Origin of the sequence: Flavobacterium sp. N2038 (assembly GCF_025947185.1) — a bacterium.
Classification (GTDB): Bacteria; Bacteroidota; Bacteroidia; order Flavobacteriales; family Flavobacteriaceae; genus Flavobacterium.
This window is the reverse complement of sequence record NZ_CP110001.1, coordinates 914,950-934,975: the sequence shown is the minus strand read 5'-3', so window position 1 is coordinate 934,975 and position 20,026 is coordinate 914,950. Positions and strand designations below refer to the sequence as shown.

16 protein-coding genes are annotated in these 20,026 nt (G+C 33.3%); 14 read left to right on the top strand and 2 right to left on the bottom strand.

Annotated elements, in window-relative coordinates; all coding sequences use genetic code 11:
• Positions 1-55: 55 nt before the first annotated feature.
• The 6 genes from OLM51_RS04085 (at position 56) to OLM51_RS04060 (ending at position 7,388) form a co-directional block, all read left to right on the top strand.
• Positions 56-1,690 carry a hypothetical protein gene (locus OLM51_RS04085; RefSeq protein ID WP_264553129.1) on the top strand — a complete coding sequence of 545 codons (1,635 nt, stop codon included), beginning with the start codon at positions 56-58 and terminating at the stop codon, positions 1,688-1,690.
• The gene (locus OLM51_RS04080; RefSeq protein ID WP_264553128.1) at positions 1,690-2,691 is read left to right on the top strand and encodes a vWA domain-containing protein; all 1,002 of its coding nucleotides are present in this window, start codon (positions 1,690-1,692) and stop codon (positions 2,689-2,691) included. Before OLM51_RS04085 ends, OLM51_RS04080 begins: the two co-directional genes overlap by 1 nt.
• A 184-nt stretch (positions 2,692-2,875) precedes the next feature.
• Entirely contained in the window at positions 2,876-3,910 is a 1,035-nt protein-coding gene (locus tag OLM51_RS04075; protein WP_264553127.1) for a vWA domain-containing protein, read from the top strand.
• Positions 3,911-3,951: 41 nt separating this feature from the next.
• Entirely contained in the window at positions 3,952-4,713 is a 762-nt protein-coding gene (locus OLM51_RS04070; protein ID WP_264553126.1) for a tetratricopeptide repeat protein, read from the top strand.
• Between the two features lie 124 nt (positions 4,714-4,837).
• Positions 4,838-6,586 (top strand): BatD family protein, encoded by a 1,749-nt coding sequence (locus tag OLM51_RS04065; protein WP_264553125.1) that lies wholly within the window; start codon positions 4,838-4,840, stop codon positions 6,584-6,586.
• A gap of 55 nt (positions 6,587-6,641) precedes the next feature.
• Complete coding sequence (locus tag OLM51_RS04060) at positions 6,642-7,388, top strand: tetratricopeptide repeat protein (protein WP_264553124.1); 747 nt, start codon at positions 6,642-6,644, stop codon at positions 7,386-7,388.
• Positions 7,389-7,567: 179 nt separating this feature from the next.
• Here OLM51_RS04060 and OLM51_RS04055 read toward each other — a convergent pair whose 3' ends face one another.
• Positions 7,568-8,137, bottom strand: a complete 570-nt coding sequence (locus OLM51_RS04055; protein WP_264553123.1) for a 5-formyltetrahydrofolate cyclo-ligase — start codon at positions 8,135-8,137, stop codon at positions 7,568-7,570.
• Positions 8,124-9,101 (bottom strand): succinylglutamate desuccinylase/aspartoacylase family protein, encoded by a 978-nt coding sequence (locus tag OLM51_RS04050; RefSeq protein ID WP_264553122.1) that lies wholly within the window; start codon positions 9,099-9,101, stop codon positions 8,124-8,126. Before OLM51_RS04050 ends, OLM51_RS04055 begins: the two co-directional genes overlap by 14 nt.
• 101 nt (positions 9,102-9,202) lie before the next feature.
• On the opposite strand from OLM51_RS04050, the gene OLM51_RS04045 reads away from it, so the two are divergent.
• The 8 genes from OLM51_RS04045 (at position 9,203) to OLM51_RS04010 (ending at position 20,004) form a co-directional block, all read left to right on the top strand.
• Positions 9,203-9,730, top strand: a complete 528-nt coding sequence (locus OLM51_RS04045) for a hypothetical protein (RefSeq protein WP_264553121.1) — start codon at positions 9,203-9,205, stop codon at positions 9,728-9,730.
• A gap of 102 nt (positions 9,731-9,832) precedes the next feature.
• Complete coding sequence (gene uvrC / locus OLM51_RS04040) at positions 9,833-11,623, top strand: excinuclease ABC subunit UvrC (protein ID WP_264553120.1); 1,791 nt, start codon at positions 9,833-9,835, stop codon at positions 11,621-11,623.
• A 7-nt stretch (positions 11,624-11,630) separates the two neighbouring features.
• A complete protein-coding gene (locus tag OLM51_RS04035) occupies positions 11,631-13,940 on the top strand; it encodes a patatin-like phospholipase family protein (RefSeq protein ID WP_264553119.1) in 2,310 nt (769 codons plus the stop codon).
• A 317-nt stretch (positions 13,941-14,257) separates the two neighbouring features.
• The gene (locus tag OLM51_RS04030) at positions 14,258-15,415 is read left to right on the top strand and encodes a homogentisate 1,2-dioxygenase (RefSeq protein WP_264553118.1); all 1,158 of its coding nucleotides are present in this window, start codon (positions 14,258-14,260) and stop codon (positions 15,413-15,415) included.
• A gap of 179 nt (positions 15,416-15,594) precedes the next feature.
• Positions 15,595-16,755 (top strand): 4-hydroxyphenylpyruvate dioxygenase, encoded by a 1,161-nt coding sequence (gene hppD / locus OLM51_RS04025; RefSeq protein WP_071635490.1) that lies wholly within the window; start codon positions 15,595-15,597, stop codon positions 16,753-16,755.
• Between the two features lie 294 nt (positions 16,756-17,049).
• Positions 17,050-17,820 carry a DUF3108 domain-containing protein gene (locus tag OLM51_RS04020; protein ID WP_264553117.1) on the top strand — a complete coding sequence of 257 codons (771 nt, stop codon included), beginning with the start codon at positions 17,050-17,052 and terminating at the stop codon, positions 17,818-17,820.
• A complete protein-coding gene (locus OLM51_RS04015) occupies positions 17,820-18,761 on the top strand; it encodes a tryptophan 2,3-dioxygenase family protein (RefSeq protein ID WP_264553116.1) in 942 nt (313 codons plus the stop codon). Before OLM51_RS04020 ends, OLM51_RS04015 begins: the two co-directional genes overlap by 1 nt.
• On the top strand, positions 18,745-20,004 hold the full coding sequence (locus tag OLM51_RS04010) for a peptidoglycan DD-metalloendopeptidase family protein (RefSeq protein WP_413614531.1): 1,260 nt from the start codon (positions 18,745-18,747) through the stop codon (positions 20,002-20,004). The genes OLM51_RS04015 and OLM51_RS04010 overlap by 17 nt, the downstream gene beginning before the upstream one ends.
• Positions 20,005-20,026 lie beyond the last annotated feature (22 nt).

Below are 20,026 nucleotides of genomic sequence, written 5' to 3'. Positions count from 1 at the left end.
GACAATCCTTGGAAAATCAAAAATCAAAAATCGTTAATCTTCAATCGTTAATCAAATGAAATTAAAATTTTACATATTTTTATTTTTACTTACTTCAACTGTTTTTGCTCAAAGCAAACAAGTTGAAACAAGCATTGATACTACAAAAAACAAAATCGGTGCTGAGTTTAAGCTAACGCTGAAAACAGTGGTAAGTTCAAAATCTAAAGTTGTTTTCCCTAAACTAAAAACCATTGGTCCTTTAGAAGTAATTCAATCTTATCCAATTGATACAGTTAAGAAAAATGACACATATGAGCTAATCAAAAAATATGGTTTAACACAATTTGATTCCGGAAAATATACCATTCCGGCTATCCAGATTTTAATTGATAAAAAACCTTTTTTATCAGATTCAATTAAAGTTGAAGTTGCTAACGTAAAAGTGGATACACTTCAGCAAAAGATGTACGATATAAAAGATATTTCAACAACTGATGGCGGTATTGGTGACTGGTGGAAATATATTTTAGTTTTAGCAGTAATTATAGGAATTGGAGCTTTCGTTTATTGGTATGTTAAGAAACGTCAACTAAAGAAAATTGAGGAAGAAGTTTATAAAACTCCAATCGAAAAAGCTACCGGTTTATTGAATAACCTTGAACAAAAAGAATTGGTTCAAAAAGGTGAAATCAAAGAATACTATAGTGAACTTACTGATATTGCCCGTAATTATATTGAAGAAGCCATTCATATTCCGGCTATGGAAAGTACAACTTCTGAATTAATTCAGGCAATAAGAAATGCGTCTACTAAAAAGAAAATGGCATTAACCCCTGAAACCGTTGAGAATTTAGAACGTGTTTTACGTCAGGCCGATTTAGTAAAATTTGCTAAATCAAAACCACTTGATTTTGAAATTACCGAAGACCGAAATAAAATTCAAAAAGTAATTTTAACGCTGGACAACGCAATTCCAACCGAAGTATCTGCCGAAGAAGAAGATCAATTGCTAAATGAAGCACAGAGACAAAAACAAATCAAACTTCAATTGCTTAAAAAACGTAACAAACGTATTGCAATTGCAGTAGGAACAGTGGTTTTCTTATTGTTTGCAACCACAACATTTTTTATTATCACAAAAGGCTTTACTTATGTAAAAGATAACATTATTGGTCATCCATCTAAAGAATTACTGGAAGGCGAATGGGTAAAAAGTGAGTATGGAAATCCTGGTGTTTTAATCGAGACACCAAAAGTTCTAAAACGCATGGATACTCAAAAAGCATTGCCAAAAGAGACAATGGCATTACTTAAAGAGATGCAGCTTTTTGCTTACGGAAGTATGATCGACAACTTTTTAATAACTGTTTCTACCAGTAAATTCAAAAATCCAGTTGAACTCGATTTAGCAAAAGCACTGGAAGGGTCCCTAAAAGTAATCGAAGCACAGGGTGGTCAGAATATAATTGTAAAACAAGAAGATTTTCAAACAAATCAAGGTGTTCAGGGACTAAAAGGTTATGGAATAATGACTGTCTTAAATCCTGTAAACAAAACAAGTATAAAAGCATATTACGAAATTTTGCTTTTCAAACAAGATCAGGGATTACAGCAAATTACAATTATGCATGAAGAAGGTGATACTTATGCTAATGAAATCACAACCCGAATATTAAATTCTGTTGAACTTAGAAAAGCAAGTAACTAATGAGCAAGATAACTTTTTTAAATCCGGAATTTTTTTGGTTGTTCTTATTAATTCCGATCGTAATTGCCTGGTTTTTCTGGAAACGCAATCAGCAAACGGCAACCTTAAAAATGAGTTCAACAGCAGGTTTTAAAAATAGTGCATCACTATTAACCAAACTAAAACCTTGTCTGTATGTTTTTAGAGTGCTTGCATTATGTTCTTTAATTATTGCTTTAGCAAGACCAAGAACTGTAGACATTAGTAACCAGACAAAAACAACAAAAGGAATTGACATTGTAATGGCAATTGACGTTTCTGGGAGTATGCTGGCAAAAGATTTAAAGCCAAACCGTATGGAAGCTTTAAAAAGAGTGGCAGGAGATTTCGTTTCAGAAAGACCAAATGACAGAATTGGTTTAGTTTTATACGCCTCTGAAGCCTATACAAAAACACCCGTTACAAGTGACAAACCAATTATTCTAGAAGCCATAAAAGGAATTCGATATGATACCGTTTTACAAGACGGAACCGGAATTGGGATGGGTCTGGCAACTGCAGTAAACCGTCTTAAAGACAGTAAAGCAAAAAGCCGTGTAGTTATTCTAATGACTGATGGTGTTAACAATGCCGGTTTTATTGAACCGGAAACGGCTGCAGATATTGCAAAACAATACGGAATAAAAGTCTATACAATTGGTATTGGAACAAACGGAATGGCAGAATCTCCATACGCTTACGCACCAAACGGAGGTTTCTTATTCAAAATGCAAAAAGTCGAGATAGATGAACAATTAATGAAAAGTATAGCCCGTAAAACTGATGGAACGTATTTTAGAGCAACAAGTAACGATAGACTAGCTCAAATTTACAACGCAATCAATAAACTGGAAACAACAGAAATTCAGGAATTGAAATTCTATGATTATGACGAAAAATATAGAACTTTTGCATTAATTGCAGTCTTTTTATTATTATTGGAAGTCGGCTTGAGAAATACAGTTTACAGAAGCTTCATTTAATTTTTGAAAAAATTAAAAAATCCAAATTTTAAAACGCCAAATTCCAAATTGGGATTTAGATTTAGAATCAAAAATTTGGAGACTTAATTCAGGGCAAAACAAAAAGTTAGAATTTGAAAAATTGAAATTTAAATAACCGCAAGGTTTGAAATTTGGAATTTCAATATTGGAATTTAAAAAATTTATGGAATTAGACGAAAAAAAATATTTATACCTTTTATTCTTACTGCCAATCATGGTATGTATTTTTCTTTTCAATATGTACTGGAAAAGAAAAAAACAACGTGAATTTGGTGATCTCGAAATGGTAAAGAAGCTGAGTCCTGAACGTTCTGTTTTCAAGCCAGTATTAAAATTAACCGTAATACTTTTGGCTCTTACTTGTCTAATTATCGGATTAGTAAACCCTAAGATTGGAACCAAAATGGAAACTGTAAAACGCGAAGGTATTGATATCGTTTTTGCTGTCGATGTTTCTAAAAGTATGCTGGCCGAAGATGTTGCTCCAAACCGCTTAGAGAAAAGTAAACAATTGGTTTCCCAAATCATTAATCAATTAGGAAGTGACAGAATAGGAATCGTGGCCTATGCCGGAAGTGCTTTCCCTGTACTGCCAATTACAAGCGACTACAGTGTTGCCAAAATGTTCCTTCAAAGCATGAGTCCGGATATGGTTTCATCTCAAGGAACTTCACTTGATGAAGCGATCAGGTTATCATCGACTTACTTTGACGAAAAAAGTAAAACCAGCAAGTTGTTAATTTTAATATCAGATGGTGAAGATCATTCTGAAGGAGCTACAGTTGCTGCAGAAGAAGCCAATAAAATTGGAATGAAAATCATCACAATTGGTATTGGTACCGAAAAAGGAGGAACAATTCCGTTAAAAGAAAATGGTGTCGTTAGAAGTCATCAAAAAGACCAAAACGGAACAATTGTTATTACAAAATTAAATCAGGAAGGATTAAAATCCATTGCAAAAGCAACAAAAGGTGGTTATGTTTACGGTGGTAATACAAAAGAAGTTTTAGAATATGTAAAAAATGCCCTGAACAATATTCAGAAAACAGAGTTTGAAGCAACCCAAATGGCCGAGTTTCAATCACAGTTTCAATGGTTTATTGGTTTTGCTTTTCTTTTATTGTTCTTAGATATTTTCCTTTTGGAAAGAAAAACAAACTGGATAAAAGAGTTGAATTTATTTAACGAAAAGAAATAATTGCCCCGATTTAATTCGGAACAAAAAATAAAAAATTTAGAATGAAAAATTTACTTCTTTATATTTTACTAACGTTTTCTTTAGCAGTTTCTGCTCAGGAAAAAGACAAAACATTGCCTGCAGCGAATGAAGAATATAAACAGGATAAATTTGTTGATGCCGAAGCCAATTATAGAATTTCGCAATCCAAATTTCCAAAAAAGACAACTGCTTCTTATAATTTAGGAAATAGCATTTACAAACAAAATCAAGTTTCTGAGGCAAAATTTGCTTACGCGAATGCCATAAAAAATGCCAAAACAAGACCCGAAAAACACAAAGCGTTTCATAACTTAGGAAATGTCTTTATGAAAGAGAAGGACTATACACAAGCTGTAAACGCTTATAAAGAAGCCTTAAGAAATGATCCTACGGATGATGAAACACGATACAATTATGCCTTGGCCAAACAAAAACTAAAAGAAAATCCTCCTAAAAACGATAAAAAAGACAAGAATAAGGATAAAGACAAGGACAAGGATAAAAATAAAGATAAAGACAAGGATAAAAACAAGGATAAGGATAAAGATAAAAAAGACGACAAAGGCGATAAAGACAAGGATAAAAAAGATGGCAAAAACGATCCTAAGAAAGATGACAAATCTGACAATAAAGGAGAACCAAAGCCACAACCTGGAGGAATATCAAAAGATCGCGTTCAGAATTTATTAGATGCCGTTAATAACGAAGAGAAAAAAATTCAGGATAAAGTAAATGCCCAAAAAGTAAAAGGAAATCCTAAACCAACAGAAAAAGACTGGTAAAAAATGTTTAATCGTTTAATTGTTAATTTGTTTATCTTGAATCGTATTCTTTTAAACAAAAAACCGATTAAACGATTTCACAGTTAAACAATTAAACAGCAAACAAACAACGATTAAACTATTAATGAAAAGATATTTAATTTTATTACTATTCACTTTTCAAGGATTACTGGCTCAGGTTCAATTTGAAGCCAGAGTGAGCAAAAACACGCTTGGAGTTAATGAAAGGCTAAGAATTGACTTCATCATGAATGTTGATGGAGACAACTTCGAACAGCCTTCTTTTGACGGGTTTAAAATTGTAGCCGGACCAAGTCAGCAAATTAGTCAGTCATGGGTAAACGGAAGAAGCTCTTTTCAGAAAATCTACTCCTATATCCTGCAACCCAACCAAAAAGGAACTGTTAACATTAAACAGGCTGCCATTGAATTTAATGGGCAGATTTACAAAACATCGCCCATAAAAATTGTTGTTACCAATGCTGTAGCACAAGAAAGAGATCCAAATGACAGACCTCAGGGATCTGGAAGTGAAACGCTGAATCTTGTTGCCGAAATTTCTAAAACAAATCCATATCTAAACGAACCCATTACAGTCGTTTATAAATTATACTTTAACAATATTGGTGTTACAGGTTTTAAAGAACTGGCAAAACCAAAATACAATGATTTCTGGAATCAAAACATTGACGTAAAACAATTGTCGATTGAAGAAGGAACTTACCAAGGACAAAGATGTTACTTTGTAATCTTAAAGAAAACCATCTTATATCCTCAAAAATCAGGTCGTTTAACGATTGAACCACTTTCGCTGGACATTGGTGTTCAATTACCAACAAATCGTCGTGATATGTTTGGACAAATGATTATTACCGACGGAAACAAAGTAGTTTCTGCCGGAGCCAAAACAATAAACGTAAGACCACTTCCGGAAAGCACTAAACCGGAAGGTTTCACTGGCGCTGTCGGTAAATTCAATTTTATCGTTACGCCATCTAAAACAAGTTTAAAAAGTGGAGAAAGCCTTGACCTGATCGTTAGTGCTAATGGAAATGGTAACATGAAATTGTTTACCCTGCCAAAGCCAGTTGTACCAAATGCACTGGAAATGTATGATCCTGTACATGACGAGAAAGTAACGACTTCATTATCTGGAATGTCAGGAAGAGTATCAGACAAATACACTATTGTGCCTCAATACAAAGGAAAATATGTTATTAAACCAATGCAGTTTTCGTATTTTGATTTAAATTCGGGCTCATACAAAACAATGACATCTCAGGAAATTACTATTGATGTTTTAGACGGACCTATGCAGGCTGAAGCTAACAATACAGCAAATGCGTCCAAAAACGTGATTTCGAAAACAGATCAATTCAAATACATTAAACCAAAAACTACTTTAGTTTCTATGGTTAAAAATGATTTTTATGGTTCAGATTTGTACTTGGCTTTGTTGTTTGCTCCTTTTGTAATTTTGCCAATTATTATTTTGGTTAAGAAGAAAAAAGAAGCAATTGATAGTGATGTTACCGGAAACCGAATCAGGATGAATAATAAACTGGCCAAGAAATATTTATCTGAAGCTAAAAAACAACTTAATAATAAAGAAGCTTTTTATATTGCTCTGGAAAAAGCAATGCATAACTTCCTGAAAGCAAAACTGCATATTGAAACCTCAGAAATGAGTAAAGACAACATTCAGGAATTACTATTATCACGAAATGCAAAACCGGAATCGGTTAAGAGTTTTATCGATTTGACCGAAAACTGTGAGTTTGCAAGATATGCTCCGGCATCTAGCGCTTCGATTCAACAAGATTTTGATAAAGCTGTTTTAATTATTTCAGAATTAGAAAAACAGATCGTTTAAATTAATATCAAACCCGACAAATTTTTTAAAACCTGTCGGGTTTAAAGAAAATAAAATGAAAAATATAGTATATCTCTTTTTATTAATTACACAGGTTTTCTTTGCGCAAAGCAGTTTTGAAAAAGGAAACGCTTTGTATCAGAAGGAGCAATATCAGCAAGCTGCTCAGGAATACGAAAATATTCTAACTGAAGATAAACAGCACTCGGCTGAGTTGTACTTTAATCTTGCTAATTGCTATTACAAACTAAATAAAGTTGCTCCTGCAATTTATAACTATGAAAAAGCTTTAGTCTTAAAACCTCACGATCCTGAGACTTTAAACAACTTAAAATTTGCAAAAAAGCTTACTATTGATGAAATTAAAGAAGTTCCTAAAGTAGGTTTTGCAAAACTGATTCAAAATTTTACGGGTATTTTTGATTATAATACCTGGGCCAAAATTTCTGTTGGAATTGCATTTGTATTTCTATTGAGCTTTATTGGTTACTACTTTTCACAACTTACACTTACTAAAAGAATTTATTTCATTGGAATGTTTATTCTTTTAGTTGCTTTAATTCTGAGCATTTCAGCCGGAATGTCCGAAAAAAGTCATTTTGATAACGATCGTCCCGCAATTGTTTTTGCCGAATTGAGCGAAGTACGAAGTGAACCACAAAAAGCCGGTGCTGCAATTTTCTTATTACATGAAGGTGCAAAAGTTTATGTGACCGAGACTTTAGGAAAATGGAAAAAAGTAGAATTAACAGACGGAACCGAAGGTTGGCTAGACGCTACAACCATTAAAGAAGTAAAATAGAATTATAATTTTATAATTAAAAAAATCCCAAACTCCAATTCTAATATTGAAGTTTGGGATTTTTCTTTTCATCCTGATTATTGAATTTCTATTTGAAAATCAATGTTTGTGTTATAAATAAAATTTAGTTTAAAATAAATAAAAGCTAATTTTACTTATATCATTTATATACCTGAATTTTAAAAAGTGTAGACTTTTAAAGGTGTAACACAATAATCTAATTTTACATCAGATTCAAACACATCATCGATTTGATTTACTGATTCAAAAAAAGAAAGACCAATTTTAATTGTCTCTGACTTACATTGCGCAAGGAATTTATCATAAAATCCTTTGCCATAACCTATGCGATTTCCGTAAGTATCAAATGCTAAAAGCGGAACAAAAACGACATCAATATTTTGGTTCGGAACCTGAAGTCCATTAACCGGTTCGGGAATATTATATTCGTTTTTTTTAATTTTTGTATTATCAGTCAATAAAAAATGAGTCATTTCACGTGTTTCAAAATCACTTTTAGAAATCACAATTTCTTTATCTTTTCCGGAAAGCAAATGCAAAATAAATTCTGTATCAACTTCCTTATGTTCTGTTATTGGCAAAAAAACGTGGTAATAGGTTTTATCCCAAATGGATAATTGTATTAAATTATTAGCTATTGCCAGACTCTTTTCCTCTATTTCTTGTTCAGAAAGTTCTTTTCGAAGGTTTTTATACTCACGTCTTAATTCTTTTTTACTCGTCGGCATTTTCAGGGCTTTTAGATATATGATAAATGGCATCGCCTTCGTAAACAATTGGCGAATGATTGGCATTAATTATAAATCCATCATGAGGTGCTTTTACTTTTTGTTCAAATTTCCCAAACGGATCTGTAATAATGGCTAAGATTGTTCCTTTGGTCACAAACCTTCCAATTAGATTAAAATCGTGCAATAAGCCAGAACATTTTGCGCGAAGCCAAACGGAATTTTTTATGTAAATCGATGGAACCGGCGCTGCCTCTACAAGTTGTTTAGGATCCAGCATGTTCAGATAAGACAGTAATCGTTTTACACCCAGCACTCCTTCATTAGCAATATCATTATTGATGTCCAATGATTTTCCACCTTCAAAAAGCAGCATTTTTACATTGGCTTTTTCAGAAGTATTTCTAAAAGATCCGCCTATATTTTTTGAATACAAAGTAAATGGTGCATTAAACACATCTGCCAACACTTTCAATTCCGGATTATTCTCTGTAATTCTAATTTGCGGTGCATTAAATCGGCTTGCACCTCCGGCATGAAAATCGACTGCATAATCTAAAATGGGCAAAATTTCTTCTACAATATGATAGGCAAACCTACTTGCCAGAGAACCTTTTTTACTTCCGGGAAAAACACGATTTAAATCTCGTCCGTCAGGAAACTCACGGGATTTATTGACAAACCCGTACATATTGATAATCGGAATACAAATAATAGTTCCGCGGGCAGGCTTATTGATTTTTTTACTGATAATTTGCCTTACAATTTCAACTCCGTTTATTTCGTCGCCGTGAATTCCTGCAGAGAATAAAACAACAGGCCCTTCAATTTTAGAGCGGCGTACAATAACCGGAATATTTAATTTTGTAGTGGTATGTAATCTTGCGATTTCGACATTGATTGTTCGGCTTTCGCCTGGCAAAATTGCCTCATCAAAAATAACCAGGGGTTTACTATTTTTCATCTGTAATAAAAAGCTAAATATAGAAATTATATTTTAAATGTATATCTTTGATTTTAATACACAAATTCCTAATAAGTATCAATAATAACCAATTTAAAAAGATGAAAAAAACTCTAATTCTGCTCAGTGCATTGACTCTTATGGTTTCGTGCATGAGCAAGGAAGAAAAAATGAAAGAAGCAGAAGAAAATGGAAACGAAGTGATCGCTGTAAAATCTAAATTGATAGAAGGCGCCGGAAAAGCACTTCAGGAAGAAGGAAAAGAAGCCGCAAAAAGTGCTTCTAAAGGCGTTGGAGATGTGATAAAAGGAATAAATTCCGGAATGAGCGAAAGCATAAACCAATCTGACGTAGTTGCCGAACCTTCATTTAAAGCCAATTTTGAAGAATGTAAAGCCGAAAAAATTTATGCCTCAGACGAGGATAAAGAAAAAAAAGTGACTATTTATTTAATCGCCAAAAAAGATTTTAAAGGCGATTTGATTTTAAAAGCTTTTAATGCTGATAAAAAAGAAATAGGAAGAAGCCGATTAAAAGTTGATATTAAAAAAGACGATGCAAAATATGTAGATTTTGTCTTTGACGCAAGAACTCATTTGCTGCAAACAGAATATTTTTCGATCAAATAAATACTTTTACAAAAGAGTCCTTTACAGAATAAAGGGCTCTTTTTTTTAGGAAGAAACCTAAAAGAGTTTTAAAGTTTAAGCTCAATAGCTTAAATTTGTACTATGCAGACTCCTCTTGATCTTCAAATCCTCACTTTACCAGATAATCCTGGCGTATATCAATATTACGATAAAGACGGAAAGATTCTATACGTTGGAAAAGCCAAGAATTTAAAAAAAAGGGTTTCCTCCTACTTCAATAAAATTCACGATACAGCCAAAACCAATGTACTGGTAAAGAAAATCGTAACAATAAAACACATCGTAGTTCCAACGGAAACAGATGCGCTTTTATTAGAAAACAATTTAATCAAAACTTTACAGCCACGTTATAATGTATTACTGCGTGATGATAAAAGTTATCCCTGGATTTGTATTAAAAAAGAACCTTTTTCGAGAATTTTTTCAACCCGAAGAATGGTTAAGGATGGCTCTGAATATTTTGGCCCCTATACCAGTTTCAAAACGGTACATACTATTTTAGATTTAATCAAAGAATTATATCCTTTAAGAACCTGTAATTACGATTTAAGTAAGTCAAATATTGATTCTGGCAAATTTAAAGTTTGTTTAGAATATCATATTGGTAATTGCAAAGGCCCTTGCGAAGGTCTGGAACCTTTAGAAGAATATCAAAGGCAAGTTGATGCGATTCGTGAAATTCTGAAAGGAAATTTCAAAGAAAGCATGAGAGACTTCAAGCGCTTAATGATTAAATATGCTGAAGAATTACGTTTTGAAGAAGCTCAGAAAATAAAAGAGAAAATAGAAGTTCTTGAAAATTATCAGTCGAGATCTACCATCGTAAATCCAAAAATCACCAATATTGATGTATTCTCTATTGTGTCTGATGAAACTGCCGCTTATGTAAACTTTTTACAAATCTCTCATGGCTCGATTATTCGTTCGCACACTTTAGAAATGAAGAAAAAGCTGGACGAAAGCGATGAAGAATTATTAGAGCTCGCTATTATTGAACTTCGTGAGCGTTTTCAATTATTATCAAAAGAAATCATTGTTCCTTTTGAAATGGACTTAGGCGAAAACATCAAAACGACTGTTCCTCAACTTGGCGACAAAAAACAAATATTAGATTTATCCATTCGAAATGCAAAATTCTACAGAATCGAACAATTAAAACAATTACAAATTGTCGATCCGGATAGACATACCAACAGAATTATGGCACAAATGCAAAAAGATTTGCGTTTGCCGGTTGAGCCCCGACATATTGAATGTTTTGATAACTCGAACATTCAGGGAACCAATCCGGTAGCTGCCTGCGTTGTTTTTAAAGATGGAAAAGCGAGTAAAAAAGATTATCGTCACTTTAATGTAAAAACGGTTGAAGGTCCGGATGATTTTGCTTCGATGACAGAAATTGTATATCGCCGTTACAAAAGATTATTAGACGAAAATCAACCTCTTCCGCAATTGATTATTATTGATGGTGGAAAAGGACAATTATCTGCAGCTCTAAAAAGTATTGACGAATTGGGCTTACGTGGTAAAATTGCCATAATTGGAATTGCAAAACGTCTTGAAGAACTCTTCTATCCTGGCGATTCGATTCCGTTATATCTGGATAAAAAATCAGAAACCTTAAAAGTAATTCAGCAATTAAGAAACGAAGCACACCGCTTTGGGATTACTTTTCATCGTGATAAACGAAGTAAAGCTGCCTTGAATTCATCAGTTGAAAGCATTCCTGGAATTGGCGAAAAAACGATGCTTACCTTAATACAACATTTCAAAAGTGTTAAAAGATTAAAATTAGCAACAGAAAAAGAAATTTCAGACGTCATCGGTATATCAAAAGCAAAAAAAATTGTCGACTTTTACAAAACCAATTAGTTGCTTTATGCGTTTAAACCAGCTTTCAAATTTAAATACCACAAAAGAACTTTCCTTGTTCTCAAAAAATTCGACATCAGTAAAAATCGAAACTGCATGGGGCTTTGCATCCTTACTTTTCCTACTCATTTTACTTTTGCCCGAAAAATCTTTTGCACAGGATATTAAACAAGACAGCATTAAAAGACCTAAAATTGGTTTGGTTTTAAGCGGTGGTGGTGCAAAAGGTTTTGCTCATATCGGAGTTCTAAAAGTTCTTGAAGAAGCAGGAATCAAAATCGATTATATTGGCGGAACCAGTATGGGATCTGTCATTGGCGGACTTTATGCATCGGGCTATAATGCTTCGCAAATTGATTCTATTTTTAAAAAAACCAATTTTGACGAATTGATCAACGATTATATTCCGCGTTCCTCCAAAAATTTTTACGGCAAAAGAAATGACGAATTGTACGCCATTACTTTGCCATTCAGTAATTTCAAAATTGGAATTCCGGAAGCACTTTCAAAAGGAATGTACAATTACAATCTATTAAGCAGTCTAACCAGAAATGTACGTCATGTTCGCGATTTCAATAAACTTCCTACCCCATTCTTATGTATAGGAACCAATATAGAAACTGGTGAAGAAGTATTACTTAATAAAGGAAACCTCGTTCAGGCAATGATGGCGAGTGCAGCTTTCCCTTCCTTATTTACTCCTGTAGAAATTGACGGTAATCTATTGGTCGATGGCGGAGTAGTAAATAACTACCCTATAAAAGAAGTTAGAAATCTGGGTGCTGATATTATTATTGGGGTTGATGTTCAGGATGATTTACTGAAACGTAAAAACCTTAAAAATGCTACCAGAATTCTGGTACAGATTACCAATCTTCAGTCGATCGAAAAAATGAAAAGCAAAGTAAAAGATACAGATATCTATATTAAACCAGATATTCGTGATTTTGGCGTAATATCATTTGACAGAGGCGAAGAGATAATCCGAAAAGGCGAAGAAGCTACTTTTGCAGTTTATGAAAAAATAAAATCGCTGGTAAACGAAGAAACCTTTTACAAAAAACCTAAACTAAAAATTAGTAGCGATACACTCGAAATCAACAAGATAAACAGCGATAAATTAGACAATTATACCAAAGAATACATAAATGGTAAACTTCGATTTAAACCGGGAAGCACCATAACATATGCCGATTTAAAAACTGGAATAAATAATCTGGATGCTACTCAAAACTTTAGCACAATATCTTATTGCTTAGAACCAGATGGAGACAAAGACAATCTGGATCTTGTATTGAAAGAAAACCCAACACAAACTTATTTAAAACTTGGACTGCATTACGACGGATTATATAAAAGTGCCATTTTATTAAATCTTACACATAAAAAAACATTTCTAAAAAATGATGTTACCTCAATAGACATTATTTTGGGAGATAATTTTAGATATGATTTTAATTATTATATCGAAAATGGATTTAACATTAGCTTTGGATTTCGCTCGAGACTAAATCAATTCAACAGAAACGTTACTACAAGCATTAGTAGTCTTGCCGAAGGTAATCCAAGTGTAAATCTTATCAATGTTGATTTTTTTGACATCACAAATCAGGCTTATTTTCAAACCATTTTTGTACAGAAGTTTTTAATGGGTGGCGGATTCGAATACAAATACCTAAAAATAGATTCTCCAACACTTTCAAATGAAGTAAACACCATTGAAAAGAGCAACTATTTTAGTGTTTTTGGTTATTTAAAATACGATTCATTCGATAATAAAAGCTTTCCGCATTCCGGATTATACTTTTCTACTGATGTACAGACTTATTTAGCCTCTTCAGATTACACTCATAATTTCAAACCTTTCTCTACCGCAAAAGCAGAAGTTGCATTTGCAAAAACTTTGTTCAGAAAAGCGACATTTAAAATTGGTGCCGATGCCGGTTTTAATATTGGCAGCGATAGTGTTCCGTTTTTTGATTATATTTTTGGAGGATATGGCTACAATAAAATCAACAATTTCAATTATTTCTATGGTTATGACTTTTTAAGTATTGCCGGAAACAGTTATATAAAAACAGATATCACGCTGGATTATGAAATTTTCAAAAAAAATCACGTTAATTTTTCAGCCAATTTTGCCAATTTAGGCGATGATATTTTCACTACTGTAGACTGGATTTCGATGCCTAAATATTCAGGTTATGCAGTGGGTTATGGCCTTGAAACTATTATTGGTCCAATTGAAATAAAACAATCATGGTCTCCGGAAATGTCAAAAAGCTTCACCTGGTTTAGTATCGGATTCTTATTTTAATATTCTATTCAGGAATAGTTAATAAAAACAGGCTTTTTTTTCCTGATCTAAAATTTATATCAAAAAAAATTAGTTTTATCTAGGTTTTTAAATGATATAATTTATAATTTTACTCGGAAAAAATTACGACATTTGTTATAATGAAAACAAAATGGACAGGTTTATTAGAGTATCTTCAATTCCTTATCAAGAGAAATCCTGAATAGTGCTTCTATCGAATTGAGATGATCAGTCATTTGAAAAATTGAACTGATTGTTTACTTTACAATTCACATTTTCGAATTATCTAATTTACAAATTATCTAATTGAAAAAGCCATGCCACTATATCATAAACTTGGGGATTTCCCTCAAAAAAGACACACCCAGTTCGAAAAACCTAACGGAGGATTTTACTATGAACAATTGTTTGGAACCGAAGGTTTTCACGGACATTCATCGTTATCTTACCATGTACACAGACCAACACAGGTAAAAGAAATCTTAAATTCTTATTCGGTTGAACCAAAAATTGCAATCGGAAAAAATATAAAATCGCTACTTTTTAAAGGTTTTGAATTAAAACCTGAAAATGATTTTCTTGACAGCCGAAAAGCCATGATGGTTAACAAAGACTGTATTATAGGTCTTGCTGCACCAAAAGAATCGCTTCGAAATTATTTTTACAAAAATGCCGATGCCGATGAAATGCTTTTCATTCATAAAGGAAAAGGAAAATTAAGAACCATGTTGGGGAATATCCCATTTGAATATGGCGATTATTTAATTATTCCGCGTGGTATTATTTATCAAATCGATTTTGAAACAGAAGACAACCGACTATTTTATGTAGAATCTTATTCTCCATTTTATACTCCAAAACGATACAAAAACCAGTCTGGTCAGCATTTAGAACATTCTCCTTTTTGTGAGCGTGATTTTATTTTGCCAAGCGAATTGGAAACGCACGATGAGAAAGGTGATTTTTTAATTAAAATCAAAAAAGAAGGCATGATTCACGAGGTGGTTTATGCTACTCATCCTTTTGATGTTGTGGGTTGGGACGGATATAATTTCCCATATGGATTTTCAATTCATAATTTTGAACCTATAACGGGGCGCGTTCACCAACCGCCACCTGTACACCAAACTTTTGAAACAGCAACTTTTGTTGTTTGTTCATTCTGCCCAAGACTTTACGACTATCATCCGAAAGCAATTCCGGCTCCATACAATCACAGCAATATAGATTCTGACGAAGTACTATATTATGTTGATGGCGATTTTATGAGTCGTAATAACATTGAACAAGGCCATATCACTTTACACCCAAAAGGCATTCCGCACGGACCAGCGCCAGGCGCAATGGAACGTAGTATTGGTCATAAAGAAACTCAGGAATTAGCCGTTATGGTTGATACTTTCAGACCATTAATGGTTACTGAAGAAGCGATGGGTCTTGACGACGGTCAGTACTATAAATCGTGGACTGAGTAATTATAGTCTTGATCTAACCGCAAAGTTCGCAAGGATTATGCGCAAAGATCGCTATAATTACTTTGCTCCCGATAGCTATCGGGATTACAATTTCCTTTGCGCACTTTGCGGTTAAAAAATCTAAACACAACATTTCGGAAAATCAAATAAACGATTAACCGATTAAACAAATAAACATTATGTCAAAAGAAGTAAAATCAGTAGAATACGGATTAGAAAAAATCTTTGAAGGAGCACAAGATTTCCTTCCTTTATTAGGAACAGATTATGTAGAATTCTATGTAGGGAATGCAAAACAATCTGCACATTATTATAAAACAGCTTTTGGTTATCAGTCATTGGCTTACGCTGGGTTAGAAACCGGAGTAAAAGACAAAGCATCTTATGTTTTGAAACAAGACAAAATCAGAATTGTTTTGACTACCCCTTTAACAGCAGATTCTCCAATAAACGAACATTTGAAGAAACACGGTGACGGAGTAAAAGTTGCCGCACTTTGGGTTGAAGATGCTACAAAATCTTACGAAGAAACTATGAAACGCGGAGCACGTTCTTTTATGGAACCAACCGTTGAAGAAGATGAATTTGGACAAGTTATCCGTTCAGGAATTTATACTTACGGAGAAACAGTTCACATTTTTGTAGAAAGAAAAAACTACAATGGTGTTTTCTTGCCAGGTTATAAAGAATGGAAATCTGATTATAACCCAGAACCAACCGGATTAAAGTACATTGATCATATGGTTGGAAATGTGGGTTGGAATGAAATGAATACCTGGGTTAAATTTTACGAAGATGTAATGGGATTTGTAAATTTCCTTTCTTTTGATGATAAACAAATCACTACAGAATATTCTGCATTGATGAGTAAAGTAATGTCAAATGGCAATGGAAGAATCAAATTTCCAATCAATGAACCAGCCGAAGGAAAGAAAAAATCTCAAATTGAAGAATATTTAGATTTCTACGGTGGGCCTGGAATTCAGCATATCGCTATTGCAACAGATGATATTATCAAAACAGTATCACAATTAAGAGCACGTGGTGTTGAATTTTTATCAGCTCCTCCCCACACCTATTACCAGGCAATTCCTGAAAGACTGGGAGTTCATATGGATATGATGAAAGAAGACATTAATGAAATTGAAAAGTTAGCCATTATGGTCGATGCCGATGAAGATGGTTACTTATTACAAATATTTACGAAACCAGTTCAGGACCGACCTACACTTTTCTTCGAAATTATTCAAAGAATGGGTGCAAAAGGATTCGGTGCAGGGAACTTTAAAGCCCTTTTTGAGTCTATCGAAAGAGAGCAGGAATTGAGAGGAACATTGTAAAATCGCAATATTTTTGCATTATGTAGAAAAATTCTCTGTAAAACGATGTTTTTTATGCAAATGTTATGTTAAACTTGCCTTTTGCTATTTATTTTTTGAACTTTCTATCTATCTTTGCACTCGCAAATCAAGAAGGGGTGGTTTCCTTCTGAATTGATATAAATTTCATAATTTATAGTTTTTTGGTTAGTTAATAGCATAAAAACTCAGTCATTCCTTGACTGAGTTTTTTTGTTTTGGTACATTTGGAATAGAATTTGCATTTATCCTTATAAATAATTGTAAAACAGCACTATGAAAAAATTACTTCTCATCATATTTATCCTCACAGCCTTTAGTTTTGATTCGCAGAAAGAAGATGCTTTCGACACAGGAGAATTTTTTAAATTCAGAATTCATTACGGAATTATAAATGCCGGTTATGCAACTTTAGAAGTTGTCGATGCCACTATAAACAGCAAAAAAGTTCACCATGCTGTTGGTAAAGGTTACACAACCGGAATGTCTAAATTTTTCTTCAAAGTAGAAGACTTATACGAAAGTTACTTTGACAAGGAAACCGGAAAACCTTATCGCTATGTTAGAAAAATTAACGAAGGGGGTTACACAAAAAATCAGGAAGGTTTTTTTAATCAAAGTGAGGGCCGCGTATTAGTTAAAGATTACAAACGAAAAAACGAAAAAACAATTATTGTCACTGATAATGTGCAAGATATAATCTCATCATTCTACTATCTGCGTAATCACCCTGGTATTGACAAACTTAAACCTGGAGAGGCGATTACAATTGACATGTTTTTTGATGATGAAATCACAAAATTTAAGTTAAAATATATAGGCCGTCAAGATATTACGACTAAATTTGGAACCGTTTCTACAATGGTTTTCAAACCTTTAGTGCAAGCAGGAAGAGTTTTTAAAGAAAAAGAAAGCGTAACACTTTGGATAACAGACGACAATAATAAAGTACCAATAAGAATAAAAGCAGATCTTGCCGTAGGATCACTCAAAGCAGATCTTGATGAATATAAAGGATTAAAAAATCCATTTAAAGTTAAAAAATAATGAACCTTACTGACCATTCTGAATCAATTTTAAAAGAAATTGATCAAAAATTTCAAGCAATAAACCAAAAAACTGATGTACAATTAGAAGGACTACTTTGGTCAAAACCAATCACCTATTGGGATTATATCCAGACTGATGCGCTTTTAAACCTCCAAATACAACGCACAACACTTCCTGACGAAATGGTTTTTATCATGTATCATCAGGTAAATGAATTAATATTTAAAATGATTTTGTGGGAGATTGATCAAATCGCCGAAACACAAAATATTCAGGTAGATTTTTTCAGTGAAAGACTTTCCCGAATCACTCGTTACTTTGATATGCTAACCAATTCTTTCAGCATTATGGAGAACGGAATGGAGGTTGATCAATATATGAAATTTAGAAATACGCTTACCCCTGCAAGTGGTTTTCAGAGTGCACAATATAGAATGATTGAATTTGCCTCAACAGATGTTGTTAATTTAACAGACAGAAGATACAAAGCAAATTTTGACGAAAACACAGATCTGGAAACCAGTTACGAACACTTATACTGGCAAGCAGCAGGAAAAGATTACGAAACAGGCGAAAAATCATACTTAATAAATGAGTTTGAAAAAAAATATAAAGATCAATTTTTAAGACAAATAACATCGTTTAAAACGAAAAATATCTGGCAAAAATTTACTCAGCTACCAATTGAAGACCAGCAAAATACCGAGTTAATCAACGCGATGCGCCATTATGACAAAACGGTAAATATTACCTGGGTAATGCAACATCTTAATACTGCAAGAAAATACATTTTAGGAAGCGGAAAAGGAAACGGTGAAGCGACCGGAGGAAGTGACTGGCAAAAATATATGCATCCAAAATACCAAAGACGCATCTTTTTTCCTAAATTGTGGACCGAAGAAGAATTGTCCAATTGGGGGAATGAAACAACCACTTAATTTCCCAAAAAAAATTAAAAGTTTGAAAAAAGCATTTTTATTTATAATCCTTTTACTATCCATTTTTTCATGCAACAAAACAGATGAAAAAATTGAAACTAAAACCACTAAACCAAAAACTAAAAAAGTAGAATTTGGCTTTAACTATGCTGATTTTAATATTGTTAATGATACTATTTCAAAAGGAGATTCTTTCGGATCAATTCTTCAAAGTCAAAATATTGGAGACAAAAAAGTTTTTGATATTGTTGAACAGGTAAAAGACTCTTTTGATGTAAGAACAATTCGTTACAACAAACCATTTACTTTACTTCGATCTAAAAACAAAACAAATAAGCTTCAGGTTTTTATTTACCAGCCTGACGCTTTAAGTTATTATGTTGTCGATTTACGCGACAGTATTGCAAAAGCGTATAAAAAAATAAAACCGGTTACTTTAAAAAGAAAAATTATTGGTGGTGTCCTAAAAAGTTCATTATCTGAAACTTTAGGAAACGAAAGTGTAGAAACAGCACTTGCCAGCAGAATCACAAAAGTATTTTCCTGGTCTATTGACTTTTTTAAACTTAAAAAAGGAGATCGCTACGGATTAATTTTTACCGAACGCTTTATTAATGGTAAAACGTATGATGGTGTCGAAGAACTGGAAGCAGCCTTTTTTGAGTATAAAGGAAAAATCATCTATGCTTTCCCTTTTGAAAGAGACACTACTTCAGGAAAAATAGAATATTATGATAATGAAGGAAAGACTTTAAAAAACTTCTTTCTAAAAACTCCAATTAAGTTCAGCCGAATCACTTCAAGATTTACTATGAACAGATTTCACCCGGTACAACATACCTGGAAGGCACATAAAGGAACTGATTACGCTGCTCCAACCGGAACTCCAATTTCTACAACAGCATCCGGAATTGTAGAAGCAACTGGATATACTGCAGGGAATGGAAACTTTGTAAAAGTAAAGCACAACGGAACCTACTCTACTCAATATTTACACATGTCCAGAATTTTGGTTCGTCGTGGACAACGTGTAACTCAGGGACAAACTATCGGATTAGTCGGCAGCACAGGCTTAGCTTCGGGCCCACACGTATGTTATCGCTTCTGGAAAAACGGTGTTCAGGTTGATGCCCTTCGACTGAATTTACCAACTGGAGAATCTTTGACAGGAAACGACAAAACTCGCTTCTTTAAACAAATCGAACCTTTGAAAAGAGAGTTGGATAGTATTGGGAATTTGTAAATCTCTCAAATAAAAAGTCAAA